Below are 14,936 nucleotides of genomic sequence, written 5' to 3' on the forward strand. Positions count from 1 at the left end.
TTACTGTGCGTTTCGGCCGTCTGCCCCGGCGGTCGAAGGCGTGTGTGCGTCGAGGATCATCCGGTGGCCTGCGGCCCCGAGAACGAGGACCCTCACCATGACCACCAGCCAATCCGAAGGATTCGGCGACATCCTGCTCAGTTCCCGCTCGTCAGCGGAGTACCGGGCGATGTTCGCACTCACCGACACCGATCTCACCCGCCGCATCCTCGACTGCCCCAGCGGAGGAGCGGCGTTCACCGCCGACGTCTGCGACGGTGGTGGCGACGTAACCGCCTGCGACATCGCCTATTTCGATCGAACACCCGGCGAACTCGGAGCACTGGCGATGACTGAGGCGGACCGCGGAAGCGACTACGTGCGCGCTCACCGCGAGCAGTACCGGTGGACCTTCTTTGTCGATCCTGCTGATCATCGACGCAGCCGGACGACGTCGGCCCAGCGGTTCGCTGCCGATATCCGCCGAAATCCGCACCGCTATATCGCGGGCACGCTGCCGACGCTGCCGTTCGACGACGATTCGTTCGACCTGGCACTCAGCTCGCACCTGCTGTTCAGCTACGCCGACGACCTCGATTACGCCTTCCATCTCGCGGCGATCCGCGAGCTGATGCGGGTCACCCACGACGAGGTACGGATCTTCCCGCTGGTGGCGGTGGGATCGTCACAGCCGTATGCGCGGCTGAACGAGCTTATCGCCGAGCTGGGAACCCACGGGATAGCGGGCAGCGTCGTCGACAGCAGGTATGAGTTCCAGGTAGGCGGGCATCGAATGCTGGTGTGCCGAAAGACCGAGGGCTCGCCCCAGCGGTGACCGGGAAGTGCGCCCGCCGTGCCACAGTGGGCGCAACTGCACCGATCGCATCGGAAGGAGAGCCCGTTCAGTTCCCCGGCCAGGTCCCCGTGACCCGCTGGTATCCGGTCGCACCTGCGCGGTCGACCGCCGCCTTCACCACACCGAAGATCGCACCCTGCAGGGCTGCGGCGAGGAGAACTTCTCGCCAGCCGTAGTCGCGGGCGGTGGCGTCGGGGGCTTGGTCTTCGCCGCTCAATCGGCGCCAGACCTGGGCGAAGACGGCGCTGGCGGCGATGCCGCCGAGAACGCCGACGAGGGCGCCGAGCGGCTTGTAGAGCACCTTCATGCCCGCCTCCAGCGCACGATCAACCAGGCCAGCGCGAACGCGGCGGCAGCGGCGGCCGCGAGGTAGGCGGGTCTGCGGCGCGCGGTCTCGAGCACGCGCTCGGTGCGGTCGACGACCGGTGCGGGCGCGAGATGCTTGGCCTTGCCGCGAGCCTGGTCGGTGGTGTGGAGCACGGCGGACTTCGCCTCGCTCACCCGGTGCCGCCCGGCCTCGGCGACATCGTGCATCTTGTCCTCGGCCCGGGATCGGACATCGAACTTGCCGCTCAGCTCGGCGACGGTCTCACCGAGCTCGCGGCGGGTCAGATCGCGGTCCATGCGCAGCAGTTCGGCTTCGTCGGGTTCGGGGTCGCCCATCATCGCCTCCATTCCTTGACAACATCGAGGTCCTCGCGCACACCCTCCACCGCGTCACGCGGAATGGGCGGCGTCGCTTCGGAAACGTTCTTCTTGCCGAGCAGCCCGAGCACCGCCGCGACGACGAGCAGTGCGCCGCCGACGATCAGGGCCGCCGCCCACCCCGGCAGCACCAAGGCGAGCGCCAGTATCGCCGCGGCGATCAAGGCCGCGCCGCCGTAGAAGGCGAGCACGCCCGCGGCGCCTGCCAATCCGACACCGGTGGCGATTCCCTTTGTGCGGTCCTGCATTTCGATGCGGGCCAGTCGGATCTCGTCACGGACCAGCCGCGAGAGCTGGGTGGTGGCGTCGTCGACGAGTTCGCTGATCGAGCGTGTCTGCGACGACGGCGCGTGATAGGTCTCGGCCATGGTGAATCCTCCTCGCCTGTTCGTCTCCCGCGCTACTCGATGATTCCCGGTTGGCGCCCCGACAGATGCTGTCCGGTGCTGGTCGTGCGCGGCAGGATCACGCCGAGCGCGATCATCGCCAGGCCGAGCCCGAAGTGCAGCCAGTTGTCGGCGGTGTCGAGGGGAACGAAGTTGGCGTCGCTGTTCTGGTCGATGACGAGGCCGTAGATCCACAGCACGAGATAGATCGCGCCGCCGCCGATGAGGAAGCTGCGGGCGGCGGGCGGATTCGCGCCTGCGATCAGGCCGACGACGCCGAAGGCCAGGTGCACGAGGTTGTGCAGAATCGACACATTGAACAGGCCGAGCAGCTGGGCTTCTGAATGATGGCCCGCCCATTCCAGGGTGTCGTAGTTCGTGGTGATGCCCGGAATGAATCCAAGGACTCCTACCAGCAGAAATGCCGCGCCCACGACCATGGCCGCGAGCTGGATCGGCGTGCGCGCTGTGACTGTGGTGTTGTTCGGCACGGGTCTGGTCCTTTCGTCGCACCGGCCGCGCACGCATTGCTTGCCGCACGGCCCCGACATCGGCCGGATGCCCGGCAACGGCCGCGGCAAACACCCGGGGTCAGCTCGGCGGCAGGTAGTGGGCCAGCAGCACCGTGAGCTGGTTGCGTGCGTCGTCGAACGGATGCGCCGACTTCAGGGCGCGGCTCTGCACGATGGCGCCTTCGATCACCGACAACAACAGCCCGGCCACCGAGCAGGCGGCGGCGCGTTCGACGCCGGCGGCGACGAATCCGTCGGCGAGCCGGGCGGTCCATTCGGCGAACGCCTGCCCGGCCGCGGACTGCACGGGCGGGGTCAGTTCGTCCAGTGCGGCCGCCATCATGAACGATCCGGCCCGGTAGTCGCTGGTTTCGAGAGCGTCGCGCCAGAACGCGAAGAGATCGTCGAGCCAGCCCTCCACCGTCGGGGCCGTCGCGAGGGCGTCGGCCATGGCGCTGACATGCGAATACACCAGCCGCGAGACGATACGGGCCGCCGTCTCCACCAGTTCGGTCTTGCCCGCGGGGAAGTGCTGGTACAGCGAGTTGCGTGAGGCATTGCTGCGTTTGAGCAGTTCACTCAGGCCGGCGGCGTGCACACCGTGCTCTTGCACGGTGCTGATGGTCGCGGCGATCAGTCGGGCGCGGGGTCCGGCTGTCACTGAATTCCTCCAAGCCTTGATTGAACCGATCGGTCCATGTTAGAACTTCGTCGACGTGAACCGATCGGTTCACAGGGAGAGGAACCCCGTGCCCGCGCAAATCACCACCGCCACCCCCGTCGCCCACGCCGGCCTACTAGGCCTCGGGATCTACCGGCCCCGCCGCGTCGTCCCCAATGCCGAGATCGTGGATCGCATCGATTCCTCCGACGAGTGGATCCGCACTCGCTCCGGCATCGCCGCCCGGCACTGGGCCGACGCCGACGAAACCATCGTCGGCATGAGCACCGCCGCCGCCCGTGACGCGCTGAAAGCCGCGGGCCTCGCCGCAGGCGAGATCGACACGGTCATCCTCGCGACGTCCTCGCAGATGGTGCTCGGCCCGTCGGCGGGCGCGGTGGTGGCCACCGAACTCGGCATGCACGACACCGCCGCATTCGATGTGTCGGCCGGATGTGCGGGGTTCTGCTACGCGCTGGCCAATGCCGCGAACCTGGTGCGTGCGGGCCAGGCGCGGCACGTGCTGGTGATCGGGGTGGAGCGGCTGTCGGATCTGCTCGACCCGACCGACCGCAGCTGCGCGTTCATCTTCGCCGACGGTGCGGGCGCGGTGGTCGTGGGACCGTCGGAGACCGAGGGCATCGGCCCCGTCGCTTGGGGTTCGGATGGCAGCCAGACCGCGGCGATCAAGCAGGACAAGGATTTCCAGCAGTACTTCGCCGAGGTCGCGGAAGCCGAGGCCAGCGGAGGAACCACCGAGCGGCCCTATATCCGCATGAACGGCCAGGCGGTCTTCCGCTGGGCGGTCACCTTCTTGGAGAAGGCCTGCCGCGACGCACTCGACAAGGCGGGCGTGACCGTCGACGAGCTCGACGCCTTCGTCCCGCATCAGGCGAATATGCGCATCACCGACGCCCTCACCCGCGCCCTGCACATCCCCGACTCGGTGGCCATCGCCCGCGACATCGTGGATACCGGAAACACCAGTGCCGCCTCGATTCCCATGGCCATGCACCAGCTTCTGCGTACCGGGGCATCGCAGCCGGGTGATACCGCGCTGCTGGTGGGCTTCGGCGCCGGACTGGCCTATGCGGGCCAGGTGGTCCAGCTGCCGGCCTTCGCCTGAGATTCCGGCATGACGATCGGCCCGGCGCCGCCTCCGGGCCGATCGCTACGACACGGTCAGTCCTGATCGACGGTGCCGAGTACTTTGCCGGTGTTGGCGTCGATGGTCACGTCGTATTCGACGCCTGCCGGTGTGCGCACATCGACCTCCCAGACCGCGGTACCCAGTTCGGTATCGAATTCGGCGGAGGTCGCGACGCCATCGGGGACCTGCGCGGCGGCGGTGTCCATGGCCTCCTGCCGGTCGATGCTCGGGTTCGCCATCAGCGACCACTCGGTGATCGGGCGGTCGAGGGAGATGGTGGCGTGCGAATCGTTGCCGAGAATCAGCGCGGCGACGCCGATACCCGCGGCCGCCAGGACCACGGCACCGACGAAGACCCAGCGAAGTCCGGCGGTGGCCCGGCGCAGGATGCTGACCATGGTGAAACCTCCTGTGGGAGTGCTGTGCGAATGTGGTGACCACTGTGGCAGGACGAAGCTGAAGCCGAGCTGAACCAACCTGAAGGACGTTTCAGCAAGAATCTGCCACTCTTGGCGCATGCGTCTGCTGATCGTCGAGGACGAGAAACGTCTCGCCCTCGCCCTGGCAAAGGGCTTGTCCGCCGAGGGTTTCGCCGTCGATGTGGTGCACGACGGTGCCGAAGGGCTGCACCGGGCCACCACCGCCGACTATGACCTGATCATCCTCGACATCATGTTGCCCGGAATGAACGGCTACCAGGTGTGCGCGGCGCTGCGAGCCGCGGGGCACGAGACACCGGTGCTGATGCTCACCGCGAAAGACGGTGAGTACGACGAGGCGGAGGGTCTGGACACCGGCGCCGACGACTATCTCAGCAAACCGTTTTCGTATGTGGTGCTCGTCGCCCGAATCCGCGCCTTGCTGCGCAGGCGGACTCGCGCGGGCGCCCAGGTCCTGCGCGTCGGACAACTCGTCTTGGACCCCGCGACCCGGCTGTGCCGTCGTGGTGATCAGGAGGTCTCGCTCACCGCCAAGGAGTTCGCCGTCCTCGAGCACCTGGCCGTCCGCGCGGGCGAGGTCGTGTCGAAAGCCGATATCCTGGAACACGTCTGGGACTTCGCCTATGACGGCGACCCGAATATCGTCGAGGTGTACATCAGCGCGCTGCGCCGCAAGATCGACACCCCCTTCGCCTGCCGGACCATCCTCACCGTCCGCGGCGCCGGCTATCGACTGACGGCCGAACGTGGGTGACCGAATGCGCCGCCGCAGCTCGCCGTGGAGTTCGGTCCGAGCGCGCACCACGACCGCCGCGACCGTCGTGGTGGCGCTGGCGCTGACGGCCACCGGTCTGCTGGTGCTCGGGGCGCTGCGCAACAACCTGGTCGAGAGCGCGAGCCTCCAAGCGGAAGGCAATGCGCACGACATCGTCGCCCAGCTCGAAGCCGGGACCGACCTCGCGCGACTTCGTTTCCCCGATCCCGATGACGAACCGGCGCAGGTCGTTTCGCCCGACGGAGCGGTGCTCGCGGCCGATGAGGAACTGACGATCACCAGCCCGCTCACGGACGTCAGGCCGCAGGCGACCGGAGGCGATCAGAGCTCCTCCGGTGAAGGCGGCGGCGAGGGCGACGAAGAAGAAGATGAAGATGACGAGGAGGACGACGAGGAGGAGGGCACCGAAGGCAGCGGCAAGGGAAGCTCCGGCGACGAGCAGGCGGAAGGATCGTCCGCCACAGGCTCGAGCGGTGCCGGGAGCGCTGGGCGCACAGATGCGGGAGCAACGGGCAGCGGGGGCCTGGCCGGAGCGGGTAACGCGGGAGCGGGCAACGGGGCCGCGGTCGGCGGTGCGGGCGGACCGGGCGGCGCGGGGGCGGGCGAGGCAGGTGTGGGCGCGGCAGTCGCGGGCTCAGGCACCGGCGACGCGGGTTCGGGTAGCGGCGCAGGCAGTGGCGGCGCCGGCGCTCCAGGCTCGGCCGACGCGGCACCCGGCGCCGGGGAAGTCACCTTCAGCGACGTCGCACTGACCCCACCCGACGCCGACGCTCCCGAAAACTTCCGCCTGGCCGCACTACCGTCCACCCTCGCGACCGGGCAACCGGTCATCATCTACGCGGCTGCGTCGCTGGACACCGCCGAGAGCGCCGTCGCCGACGCGCGCCGCGCCATGCTGATCGGACTACCGCTGCTGCTGGGCGTGGTCGCCGCCGTGACCTGGCTGGTCACCCGCCGCGCCTTGCGCCCGGTGGAGGCCATCCGCCGCGAACTTGCCGAGATCATGCACGGTGATCTCTCCCGCCGGGTCCCCGAACCGCGCTCACGCGACGAGATCGGCAGGCTGGCCGTCACCACCAACGAGACGCTGGCCGCGCTGGAGAAATCCTCGGAACGCCAGCGCCGCTTCATCGCCGACGCGGCTCATGAATTGCGCAGTCCGATCGCCAGCCTGCGCACCCAACTCGAGGTGGCGCAGGCGCATCCGGATCTGCTCGAAATGGACGGTGTGCTCGGCGATACCGTCCGGATTCAGCAGCTCGCGACCGATCTGCTGCTGCTGGCCCGGCTCGACGCGGGTGAGCAACCGCGGGCCGACCGGGTGGATCTGCGGGCATTGATCGAGGAGGAGATCTCGCACCGGATCGGTGACCGCATCCCGGTCGAGTACACGCTGCCTGATCAGGCGATCGAGGTGACCGGCAGCCGCTCGCAGCTGGCACGCGTGCTGGGCAATCTGGTCGACAACGCCCAACGGCACGCGGCCGCGACCGTGCGCGTGGGCCTCACCCGCAGCGCGGGCACCGCGATCATCGACGTCGCCGACGACGGCTCCGGCGTCCCGGAGGCCGACCGCGAACGGATTTTCCAGCGTTTCGTCCGCTTGGACGAGGCGCGCAGTCGCGACGATGGCGGTGCCGGACTCGGTCTCGCTATCGTCCGCGACGTCGTCGAACGCCATCAGGGAGCGATCCGCGTCGAAGGGGCGCCACAGGGTGGCGCCCGCTTCGTCGTCGAACTCCCGGTGACGTGAGACCCGGTTGCGCTATCCCACGCGGGCGGCTTCGCGGGCCGCCTCGCGGGCGAGGATGCGTTCGCGCTGCTCCTCGAACTTGATCACATCACGGGTCAGCTTCTCCATGTACTCGCCCAGCTCTTCCCGGCTGCGTTCACCGCGCGGACCGAAATCGTTGCGCTTGAACACATTCCAGATGCGCAGCACGGGCAGCACGACCTCGTCGAGGTGCTGGCGCAGATCGTAGATCCCGTGCTTGACCATCAGCACGCCGTTGCGACGCCAGTTCGGCATGCGGGTGCCCGGCATGGAGAACGTCTTCACGATGTGGGTCACCGATTCCATCGTCTGATCCGGGGCGATGTCGAAGGCCGCCGCGGTGATGTTGCGGTAGAACATCATGTGCAGGTTCTCGTCGGCGGCGATGCGTTGCAGCATGCGATCGGCGATCGGATCCTCGCAGACCCGGCCGGTGCTGCGATGACTGATCCGGGTGGCAAGTTCCTGAATGGTCACGTAGGCGACCTGGTCGAGCACACCGCCGAAGCCCTCCGGGGCGTGCACACCGCGGGTCATGTGCACCATCCGGTCGTTCTCCAGGGCGACCGGATCGACGGCCCTGGTGCAGATCAGGTAGTCGCGCATGGCGATGGCATGCCGGTTCTCCTCGGCCGTCCACCGGCCCACCCAGGTGCCCCACGCGCCGTCCTGGGAGAAGTTCTCCGAGATCACCCGGTGGTAGGAGGGCAGGTTGTCCTCGGTGAGCAGGTTGGTCACCATCGCGACCTTGGCGACCTCCGACAGCCGCGACTGCTCCGGATGCCAATCCTCCCCGCCCATGGCCGCGAAGTTACGGCCCTCATCCCACGGCACGTAGTCGTGTGGATGCCAGTCCTTGGCCGTGGCCAAGTGCCGGTCGATATTGGTCGCCACCACCGGTTCCAGCTCGGTGAGCAGCTCGAGTTGCGTCAAGTCCCTTGCCATGCAGCGCCTTTCAATTCGATGGAGCACACCACGAACATCCCGCTGATCACGCATCACTGACTGTGCGGCCTAACCGCACCCACACCCTAGACGAGCCCGATCGGTGTGGTGCTCGATTCACCGAGCGGCCGGCATCCTGCTCGCCGCACCCCTCCGGTCCCGGGCGTCCACGGCCGTATCGAGCTGGTAGACGAGTGTAGCGAGCCTCCCGCACCGCCGCGACGGGCAACGAGCGCGCACATACATTGCCCCAACGGGAGACCCCTGCGGATCACCGGCCATTCGAACAACGCGTTTTCGCTGGCAGATAGGTGTTTTGTGGGGCGGGCGGGGCTCGAACCCGCGACCAATGGATTATGAGTCCACGGCTCGTGTAGTCCGGCCCGATCTCGTCATCGGGGAATGGTGCGGCTTGCCGCCGCGGCGATGTCGGGTTGAGTCTCCATCAGGGGGAGGGTGCAGCCTGGTGGGCATGGACGACGAGAACCTTCTCACGATCGGGGCTTTGGCTGCGCGGACCGGGCTGTCGGTGAAGACGATCCGGTTCTATTCCGATCGGGGGATCGTTCCGGCGACCTGTTACAGCCCGGCCGGTTACCGCCTGTACGACATGGCTGCCCTGGCTCGTTTGGAGCTGGTTCGGACGCTGCGTGAGCTGGATGTCGATCTGGCCACGGTCCGGAGGGTGCTGGCTCGGGAGACCTCGTTGGCCGAAGTCGCCGCAGCGCACGCGGCAGCTCTCGACGTGCAGATCCGGACGTTGCGGTTGCGGCGTGCGGTGTTGTCGGCGGTGGCGAAACGGGAATCGAACCCTCAGGAGATGGATCTGATGCACAAACTGGTGAACCTGTCCGATGCCGAACGGCGCCGCTTCATCGAGGATTTCATCGACGACACCTTCGGTAGTGCCGACGCCAATCCGGCCATGGTCGAACTGCTGCGGTCGAGCATGCCGGAGCTACCCGAAGACGCCACCGCCGAGCAGGTCGAGGCGTGGATGGAACTGGTGGAATTGGTGCAGGACGGCGGCTTCCGGGCGGCGGTGCGGCGGATGGCCGAGTATCAGGCCGCCCAACGCGCCGACGGAGACACCACCGGTCTGCATCACGACCTGACCGAGACCGTACGTGCGGAGGTCGGCCGCGCGCTGACGGAAGGGCTCGCACCGGATTCGGAGCAGGCCGCCGCCATTGTCGCCGCACTCACCGCACGCTATGCCGAAACCTTCGGCAGGGCCGATGACACCACCTTGGCCCGGTGGATCCTCGAACGGCTCGAGGTCGCCGACGACCCTCGGGTGACGCGGTACTGGCAATTGGTGGCCGCTATCAACGGCTGGCCGCCGCACCCGGATATGGAACCGGTGTTCGCTTGTTTCGCCCAGGCCCTGCGCACCCGTCTCGACCGCCTGGGCTGACCATCCTGGACCGGCAGCCGGGCGTTCAACGTGCGTCTGATGGCGTCGTTCCCACCGGCGTCCGGCAACTACGTGTTCCGGTTGTCGGATTCCGGCGACTCCCGATCGTCTAATGGGTAGAAGGAGGTGAACCGGCATGAAATACGTGCTGATGTTCTGCGAGACCGAGCAGTGGGAGAAGAAGTGGGAGGCGATGGATCAGGAGGAGCTGGATCGGGGGTTCGGGGAGGTTCAAGCGTGGTTGGCGCGGTATTCGGACCGGATTCTGCACAATCGCAAGCTGGCCGAGCCCGGGACGGCGACGACGGTGCGGCTCGACACCGAGGGTGAACCGTTGATCACCGATGGTCCGTTCGTGGAGGGCAAGGAGGTGGTCAGCGGGTATGTCGAGGTCGAGGTGGCCGATCTGGACGAGGCGCTGGCGATGGCGCGGACCTGGCCGGGATGCCCGCTGGTCGAGATCCGGCCGGTCCTGATGTGACCGAGCCGCAGGCTGCTGCCGTGCTCGCGGAGGTGGTTCGCGAGCACGGCAGCAGGCTGGCGTCGGCGCTGGTGTCGCTGCTCGGTGATTTCTCCGCCGCCGAGGACCTGGTGTCGGATGCGGTGGAGAAGGCGCTGCGGACCTGGCCGGTGGACGGGATCCCCGAGCAACCGCAGGCGTGGCTGTTCACCGTGGCGCGCCGGCGCGGGCTGGATGTGCTGCGGCGCGAGGCGAACTATCGGGACAAGCTGCGGCAATTGCAGTGGCCGGTGTACGACGAGCCCGATGACCGGCTGCGGTTGATGTTCACCTGCTGCCACCCGGCCCTGTCCCGCGAAGCGCAGGTGGCGTTGACGTTGCGCATGGTGTGCGGGCTGAGTACGGCCCAGTTGGCGAAAGCCTTCCTGATCTCGGAATCGACGGTGGCTCAACGCATCACCCGCGCGAAACGCAAGATCAGCCAAGCAGGCATTCCCTACCGCATCCCGCGCGACGACGAGCTGGGTGACCGGTTGAGCGAGGTGCTGGCCGTCATCTACCTGCTGTTCAATGAGGGCTATCTCGCCACCGAGCACTCCGGCGGCCGCGATCTGGCCGCCGACGCCGAATGGCTCGCTACCCTGACCGACCGTCTGCTGCCGGGCGAACCGGAGGTCATGGGCCTGCTCGCGTTGATCCGCTTGCATCGCGCCAGGGCCGCCGCCCGATTCGACGCCGACGGACGAATCGTGCTGCTGCGCGACCAGGATCGAACGCAGTGGGATCACGCCGCCATCGACCGTGCGATCCGGCTGCTCGCCGAGGCCGGCAGGCGCAAATGCCCGGGTCCGTACCAGCTGCAAGCGGCGATCGTCGCCTGCCATGCCGAGGCCCCGGCCTGGGAGGCCACCGATTGGCCGCAGATCGTCGTGCTCTACGACATGCTGCTGCGGCTCACGCCGTCACCGGTGATCCGCTTGCACCGCGCCGTCGCGCTCGCCCGCACCGAGGGACCACGCGCGGCCTTGGCCGAACTGGACGAGCTGGCCGGCCCGCTGGCGAACTATCACCTGCTGCACGCCACCCGCGCCGAACTCCTGCGCGAACTCGGCCGCGCCGACGAAGCGTTCGCCGCCGACCAGCGCGCCCTCGCACTCACCCGCAATCCGGCCGAACAGGCCGTGCTCGAGCAGCGCCTCGGGCTGTTCGAGGAGCGGCGCGATCCGCGACGAACTTCTTGAGATGGCGTCGAGCGTGCCGACGTCGCTGGACAACTGGCGATCCGAGGCCATGGAACGGATGATCAGTCCGGCGGAACGGAAGCGGTCGACTCCCGCGGCGACACGCATGGCTCGCGGCGGGCCCGCGCGGACGGTGCCGCCTACGGTGGACGAAAACCCGAAGGAGCCGCAGTGAAACCTCGTCATCTGGTGGCCGGTGTCGCGCTCGCCGCGGCGGCGCTCGGCCTCGCGCCTGCCGTCGCTTCCGCGCAGGATCCGGAATTCCCGCGCAACGGAGTCATCCCGCCGGGGACCTACCACGTGGTCCGGCATCCCTCGAACGTCATCGGATCTCCGCTGGAGAATTGCGATCTGCAAGTGTTCGTGGACGGCAGGACGGTCGTGCTGGTCTGCCCGACCTTCAGCAGGGCAGGGCACCAGCGCCCGGTCGGCACCGACGAAACCTACGTGAGCTTCGACTTCGTGCCGATCGGGCTGGATCTGCGCGATATCGATCCGCGCCAAGGGCATTGGATCGGGACGATCAATATCGCAAACACTCCGCTCGCGGCGCCGTACCCGCTGGCCGGGGTGACGTTGCAGCGGCGCTGATCGGCAACACCTCGGTGGGCGATCACCGGCGCAGATCGCCGTGGTGTGATCGCCCACCGGCATGCTCGGCTCACGAGCGCTGGCGGCGAACTCGCAGTGCGCCGACTGGTTCGGCGGAATTCGAGAACCTCTACCGCGCCAGAGGTGTCGAACGTTCTCGACCTGACCGCGCACCGGCGGCAACCCGTTCTATGTGCGGGAAAGCGCGCGGCTGCTCAACGGTGAAGGCGCGCTCATCGCGCTGTCCGAAGTCGGCGCGAGGGGCGCGACTGCGCAACGCGGACGGTCGACACGTCCACTCACCCGCGCTCGCTAGGTCGGCCAGTCGGGGCAGAGTCCCGGCGCCCGGTGTTACCGGCGTCGATGGCCGCTTCCACCTCGTCGAGCGCGGTACGGATCATGGCGCCGTATGCGTCGTCGCGCAGGGCATCCAGGTGGCGGCGGGCGGCGTCGACCTGACTACGGGCGGCGTCGAAGGAGGCGAGGCGGCGGTAGTTGTCGGCGAGGTTGAGGTGCAGTGACGGGAAGAAGCCACGGACCTCGAGGGCGGCGTCGAATTGCTGTGTCCGGGAGTCGGTGAGCGCTTCGGCGGCGTCAAGGGCGCGGACGTCCCAGGTCAGCGCCTCGGCGGGATCGTCGTGCAGGTCGGCGAGATAGTGGGCGAGGGTGCAGCGGTGGAACGGGTCGCCGTGCGGGCCGATATCGGCCCACAGTTCGGTGAGCGCCGTGCGGGCGCCGGCATCGTCGCCTGCGCGGCCGCGGGTGACGGCCTCGGTGATGGCGGCCATGGTCGGATCGGTCATGCGGGATTCTCCTCGGAGGTGGTGGGCAGACGGGTCGGCATGGCGAGCGTGGTGAGATCGCCGTCGGTGGCCGAGCGGATGACGACGGGCAGGTCGGGTGCGGCGATGTCGAGCATGATGTCGGGGCCGACGGCGGCGGTGAGGGCGGGGCGCAGGGTGGAGCGAGCGAAGGCCAGCGTGATGTCCGGGCCGGTCACCGTCGCGGGGATCGTCAGTGCGCATGCCGTTCGCTTCCCGCTGGTGCCCGGGTCACGCTCGGTCTCGGAACCGGATTCGCCGACCCTCCGCGAGCTGGGGTTGCTGCCGTCCCTCGCGCGATGCTCGCCGGCATCGGCGGTCGGATCGCCTGCCGCCGGCCCGCTTCTTTCGGCTCCGGGATCAGTCGTCGGGAGCACACCGGTCCCGCCGACGGTCACGGCACCCGCATCGATCGACATGCACAGAACGTCCCCGCCAGATTCGACGGCGTCGATCAGCTCACCGCGCCCCACGATCACCCGGGTCCGCACCGGCGCCAGGTCCGCCAGCAGCGCCCGGTAGTCCGGGAACTGCTCCTCGATCGTGGTGCACTGGTGCTCGGTCGCGGCGCCGGCCAGCTGCACGGCGCCGGCGCGTGGACTCAGCACGACATCGGCCTGGTCGATCATCCACGGCACGGCCCGTGCCAGCTCGTCCGCGTCCACGACCCGTGACCAGCTCGCACCCGTCCACTGACGCGGTACGAGCGTGCGAGTGGTCAGCCGGTAGCGGTCGGTGGCGGTGAGGACGACGGCCTCGCGCGCGGCTTCGACGAAAATGCCGGTGAGCACCGGGAACTCGCCGCCGCGCGCGACCGCCGAACCGACCTGCCCGATCGCCTCCGCGAGCAGTGCGCCCGGCAGGGACACACGAGGCAGGGCGGCGAGTTCGGATTTGATGGCGGCAGCCGTCGCCGCAGCGTCCTCGGCGCGTCGCGCCATCGCGTCCACGTGCTCGTCGAGTAGCCGCGCCGCCTCGCCAGGTTCTGCGGACAGGATCGCGGCGACCGTGTCGAGCCCGATGCCGATATCGCGCAGTTTGCGGATGAGCACCGCGCGTTCGCGCTGGTCGTCGGTGTAGTAGCGGTAGCCGGTTGCGGCGTCGACCTCGGCGGGCACCAGGAGCCCGCAGTCGTCGTAGAAGCGCAACGCGCTCGGCGTCAGCCCGCACGCGCGCGCCAGCACTCCGATGGTGATCAGTTGCCTGTCCGCAGTCACCCGGCCATCATCGGCCTTCAACCAACTCGAAGGTCAAGCTCACCGGTGACGATGTCCGCCGGTGCGGGTGGAATCAGCCGATGACGGCGTTCATGATGGTGCCCGCGCTGGTGGCGACCACACCACCGATCATCGCGCCGGCGACCATCTTCGGTGACTCCAGACCGCCGCCGGTCCACTTCTCCCAGGCGAACTTGCCGCCCGCGTAGATGATGCCGCAGACCCCGGACAGCAGCACGAACCAGGTCAGGTAGCGGACGAGTTGGAGGATCTTCTCCGACATCGGCGGCGCTTCGGGAGTGGGGTTGCCGATTTGCGCGACGGTGTCGTAAACGGCGGCCAGGATCATCTCGCTGCTCACTCTGGTTCGGGGTGGGCGGGAACTCTTCGTGCAAATCATATCCGGTCATTCCGCCGATCGCAGTCACGTGGCCCTGAACTGGCGTTTTCGCGTCGCATCGGTGGTCAAAACCGCTGTGTGCCAACACTTGCGGTATCCGATGAGGGTCCGGGATGATGGGGAGCGCGGGGGACACCACCGGACGCGTCGATTCGCTTGGTGTGGAACGTTTTACGTCCCTGCGCAGTGGATATCGGTTCGGTTGCACGGAGAGGGTAGGGACGTGAGTATCTCGACGTCACTGGTGGACACGGTCACGACGCTCGCGCAGATGAGCGACCCCACACCCGAGCCGCCGCCGCTGGCCGACAAGGCCGAGCAGTTCGTCCGGTACGCCACCTGGCTGGCCATGTTCTCGGGGATCATCAGCATCATCTATGCAGGCGGTCGTTTCGCCTGGGAGAAGTGGAGCGGCGGTTCGCTGCAGTCGCCGAAGATGGTCGCGGGCGCGATGATCGGCGGCACCGTCGCCACCAGTGCGGGCACCATCATGAATGCCGTGCTCGGCACCTGAATCCCTGCGGTCGCGCTGCCGGCCTGAGCCGGCAAATCGGTGGCTATACTTCCTCGCGTATCTCTCCACCTCCGGCGATCTCGGAAAGCAGG

At 68.1% G+C, this 14,936-nt stretch carries 19 protein-coding genes; 9 read left to right on the top strand and 10 right to left on the bottom strand.

Annotation, left to right across the window (positions count from 1 at the left end):
- Positions 1-97: 97 nt before the first annotated feature.
- Complete coding sequence (locus FEK34_RS03790; RefSeq protein ID WP_138446477.1) at positions 98-814, top strand: methyltransferase domain-containing protein; 717 nt, start codon at positions 98-100, stop codon at positions 812-814.
- A gap of 67 nt (positions 815-881) precedes the next feature.
- Here the strand turns inward: FEK34_RS03790 and FEK34_RS03795 are convergent, their stop codons facing one another.
- The 5 genes from FEK34_RS03795 to FEK34_RS03815 form a co-directional block, all read right to left on the bottom strand.
- Positions 882-1,142 carry a DUF4235 domain-containing protein gene (locus FEK34_RS03795; RefSeq protein ID WP_138446478.1) on the bottom strand — a complete coding sequence of 87 codons (261 nt, stop codon included), beginning with the start codon at positions 1,140-1,142 and terminating at the stop codon, positions 882-884.
- Positions 1,139-1,498 (bottom strand): DUF3618 domain-containing protein, encoded by a 360-nt coding sequence (locus tag FEK34_RS03800; protein WP_212748692.1) that lies wholly within the window; start codon positions 1,496-1,498, stop codon positions 1,139-1,141. The genes FEK34_RS03795 and FEK34_RS03800 overlap by 4 nt, the downstream gene beginning before the upstream one ends.
- Positions 1,498-1,908 carry a phage holin family protein gene (locus FEK34_RS03805; protein WP_138446480.1) on the bottom strand — a complete coding sequence of 137 codons (411 nt, stop codon included), beginning with the start codon at positions 1,906-1,908 and terminating at the stop codon, positions 1,498-1,500. The genes FEK34_RS03800 and FEK34_RS03805 overlap by 1 nt, the downstream gene beginning before the upstream one ends.
- 32 nt (positions 1,909-1,940) lie before the next feature.
- Entirely contained in the window at positions 1,941-2,366 is a 426-nt protein-coding gene (locus FEK34_RS03810; protein WP_138446919.1) for a DUF4383 domain-containing protein, read from the bottom strand.
- A 151-nt stretch (positions 2,367-2,517) separates the two neighbouring features.
- Positions 2,518-3,099 carry a TetR/AcrR family transcriptional regulator gene (locus FEK34_RS03815; protein WP_138446481.1) on the bottom strand — a complete coding sequence of 194 codons (582 nt, stop codon included), beginning with the start codon at positions 3,097-3,099 and terminating at the stop codon, positions 2,518-2,520.
- Positions 3,100-3,187: 88 nt separating this feature from the next.
- On the opposite strand from FEK34_RS03815, the gene FEK34_RS03820 reads away from it, so the two are divergent.
- Positions 3,188-4,225, top strand: coding sequence for a beta-ketoacyl-ACP synthase III (locus tag FEK34_RS03820; RefSeq protein ID WP_138446482.1), 1,038 nt, complete (start codon positions 3,188-3,190; stop codon positions 4,223-4,225).
- 56 nt (positions 4,226-4,281) lie between these two features.
- Here the strand turns inward: FEK34_RS03820 and FEK34_RS03825 are convergent, their stop codons facing one another.
- Positions 4,282-4,647, bottom strand: coding sequence for a PepSY domain-containing protein (locus FEK34_RS03825; protein WP_171048035.1), 366 nt, complete (start codon positions 4,645-4,647; stop codon positions 4,282-4,284).
- A 118-nt stretch (positions 4,648-4,765) separates the two neighbouring features.
- Between FEK34_RS03825 and FEK34_RS03830 the strand changes: the two genes are divergently transcribed.
- Positions 4,766-5,443 (top strand): response regulator transcription factor, encoded by a 678-nt coding sequence (locus FEK34_RS03830; protein ID WP_138446484.1) that lies wholly within the window; start codon positions 4,766-4,768, stop codon positions 5,441-5,443.
- 4 nt (positions 5,444-5,447) lie between these two features.
- Positions 5,448-7,217 (top strand): sensor histidine kinase, encoded by a 1,770-nt coding sequence (locus FEK34_RS03835; RefSeq protein WP_138446485.1) that lies wholly within the window; start codon positions 5,448-5,450, stop codon positions 7,215-7,217.
- A gap of 12 nt (positions 7,218-7,229) precedes the next feature.
- Here the strand turns inward: FEK34_RS03835 and FEK34_RS03840 are convergent, their stop codons facing one another.
- The gene (locus tag FEK34_RS03840) at positions 7,230-8,183 is read right to left on the bottom strand and encodes an acyl-ACP desaturase (protein ID WP_138446486.1); all 954 of its coding nucleotides are present in this window, start codon (positions 8,181-8,183) and stop codon (positions 7,230-7,232) included.
- Positions 8,184-8,655: 472 nt separating this feature from the next.
- On the opposite strand from FEK34_RS03840, the gene FEK34_RS03850 reads away from it, so the two are divergent.
- The 4 genes from FEK34_RS03850 (at position 8,656) to FEK34_RS03865 (ending at position 11,892) form a co-directional block, all read left to right on the top strand.
- A complete protein-coding gene (locus FEK34_RS03850; protein WP_138446487.1) occupies positions 8,656-9,600 on the top strand; it encodes a MerR family transcriptional regulator in 945 nt (314 codons plus the stop codon).
- 136 nt (positions 9,601-9,736) lie between these two features.
- Complete coding sequence (locus FEK34_RS03855; RefSeq protein ID WP_138446488.1) at positions 9,737-10,081, top strand: YciI family protein; 345 nt, start codon at positions 9,737-9,739, stop codon at positions 10,079-10,081.
- Positions 10,078-11,301 carry an RNA polymerase sigma factor gene (locus FEK34_RS03860; RefSeq protein ID WP_138446489.1) on the top strand — a complete coding sequence of 408 codons (1,224 nt, stop codon included), beginning with the start codon at positions 10,078-10,080 and terminating at the stop codon, positions 11,299-11,301. The genes FEK34_RS03855 and FEK34_RS03860 overlap by 4 nt, the downstream gene beginning before the upstream one ends.
- Before the next feature lie 171 nt (positions 11,302-11,472).
- Positions 11,473-11,892: a hypothetical protein gene (locus FEK34_RS03865; RefSeq protein WP_138446490.1), complete on the top strand. Its 420-nt coding sequence runs from the start codon at positions 11,473-11,475 to the stop codon at positions 11,890-11,892.
- Between the two features lie 299 nt (positions 11,893-12,191).
- Here the strand turns inward: FEK34_RS03865 and FEK34_RS03870 are convergent, their stop codons facing one another.
- From FEK34_RS03870 to FEK34_RS03880, 3 genes are all read right to left on the bottom strand, one after another.
- On the bottom strand, positions 12,192-12,695 hold the full coding sequence (locus FEK34_RS03870) for a hypothetical protein (protein ID WP_138446491.1): 504 nt from the start codon (positions 12,693-12,695) through the stop codon (positions 12,192-12,194).
- Entirely contained in the window at positions 12,692-13,930 is a 1,239-nt protein-coding gene (locus FEK34_RS03875) for a MerR family transcriptional regulator (RefSeq protein ID WP_171048037.1), read from the bottom strand. The genes FEK34_RS03870 and FEK34_RS03875 overlap by 4 nt, the downstream gene beginning before the upstream one ends.
- Before the next feature lie 73 nt (positions 13,931-14,003).
- Complete coding sequence (locus FEK34_RS03880; RefSeq protein WP_138446920.1) at positions 14,004-14,279, bottom strand: hypothetical protein; 276 nt, start codon at positions 14,277-14,279, stop codon at positions 14,004-14,006.
- Between the two features lie 322 nt (positions 14,280-14,601).
- On the opposite strand from FEK34_RS03880, the gene FEK34_RS03885 reads away from it, so the two are divergent.
- A complete protein-coding gene (locus tag FEK34_RS03885; protein WP_171048068.1) occupies positions 14,602-14,844 on the top strand; it encodes a hypothetical protein in 243 nt (80 codons plus the stop codon).
- Positions 14,845-14,936 lie beyond the last annotated feature (92 nt).

The organism is Nocardia cyriacigeorgica (assembly GCF_005863245.1).
Lineage (GTDB): Bacteria > Actinomycetota > Actinomycetes > Mycobacteriales > Mycobacteriaceae > Nocardia > Nocardia cyriacigeorgica_C.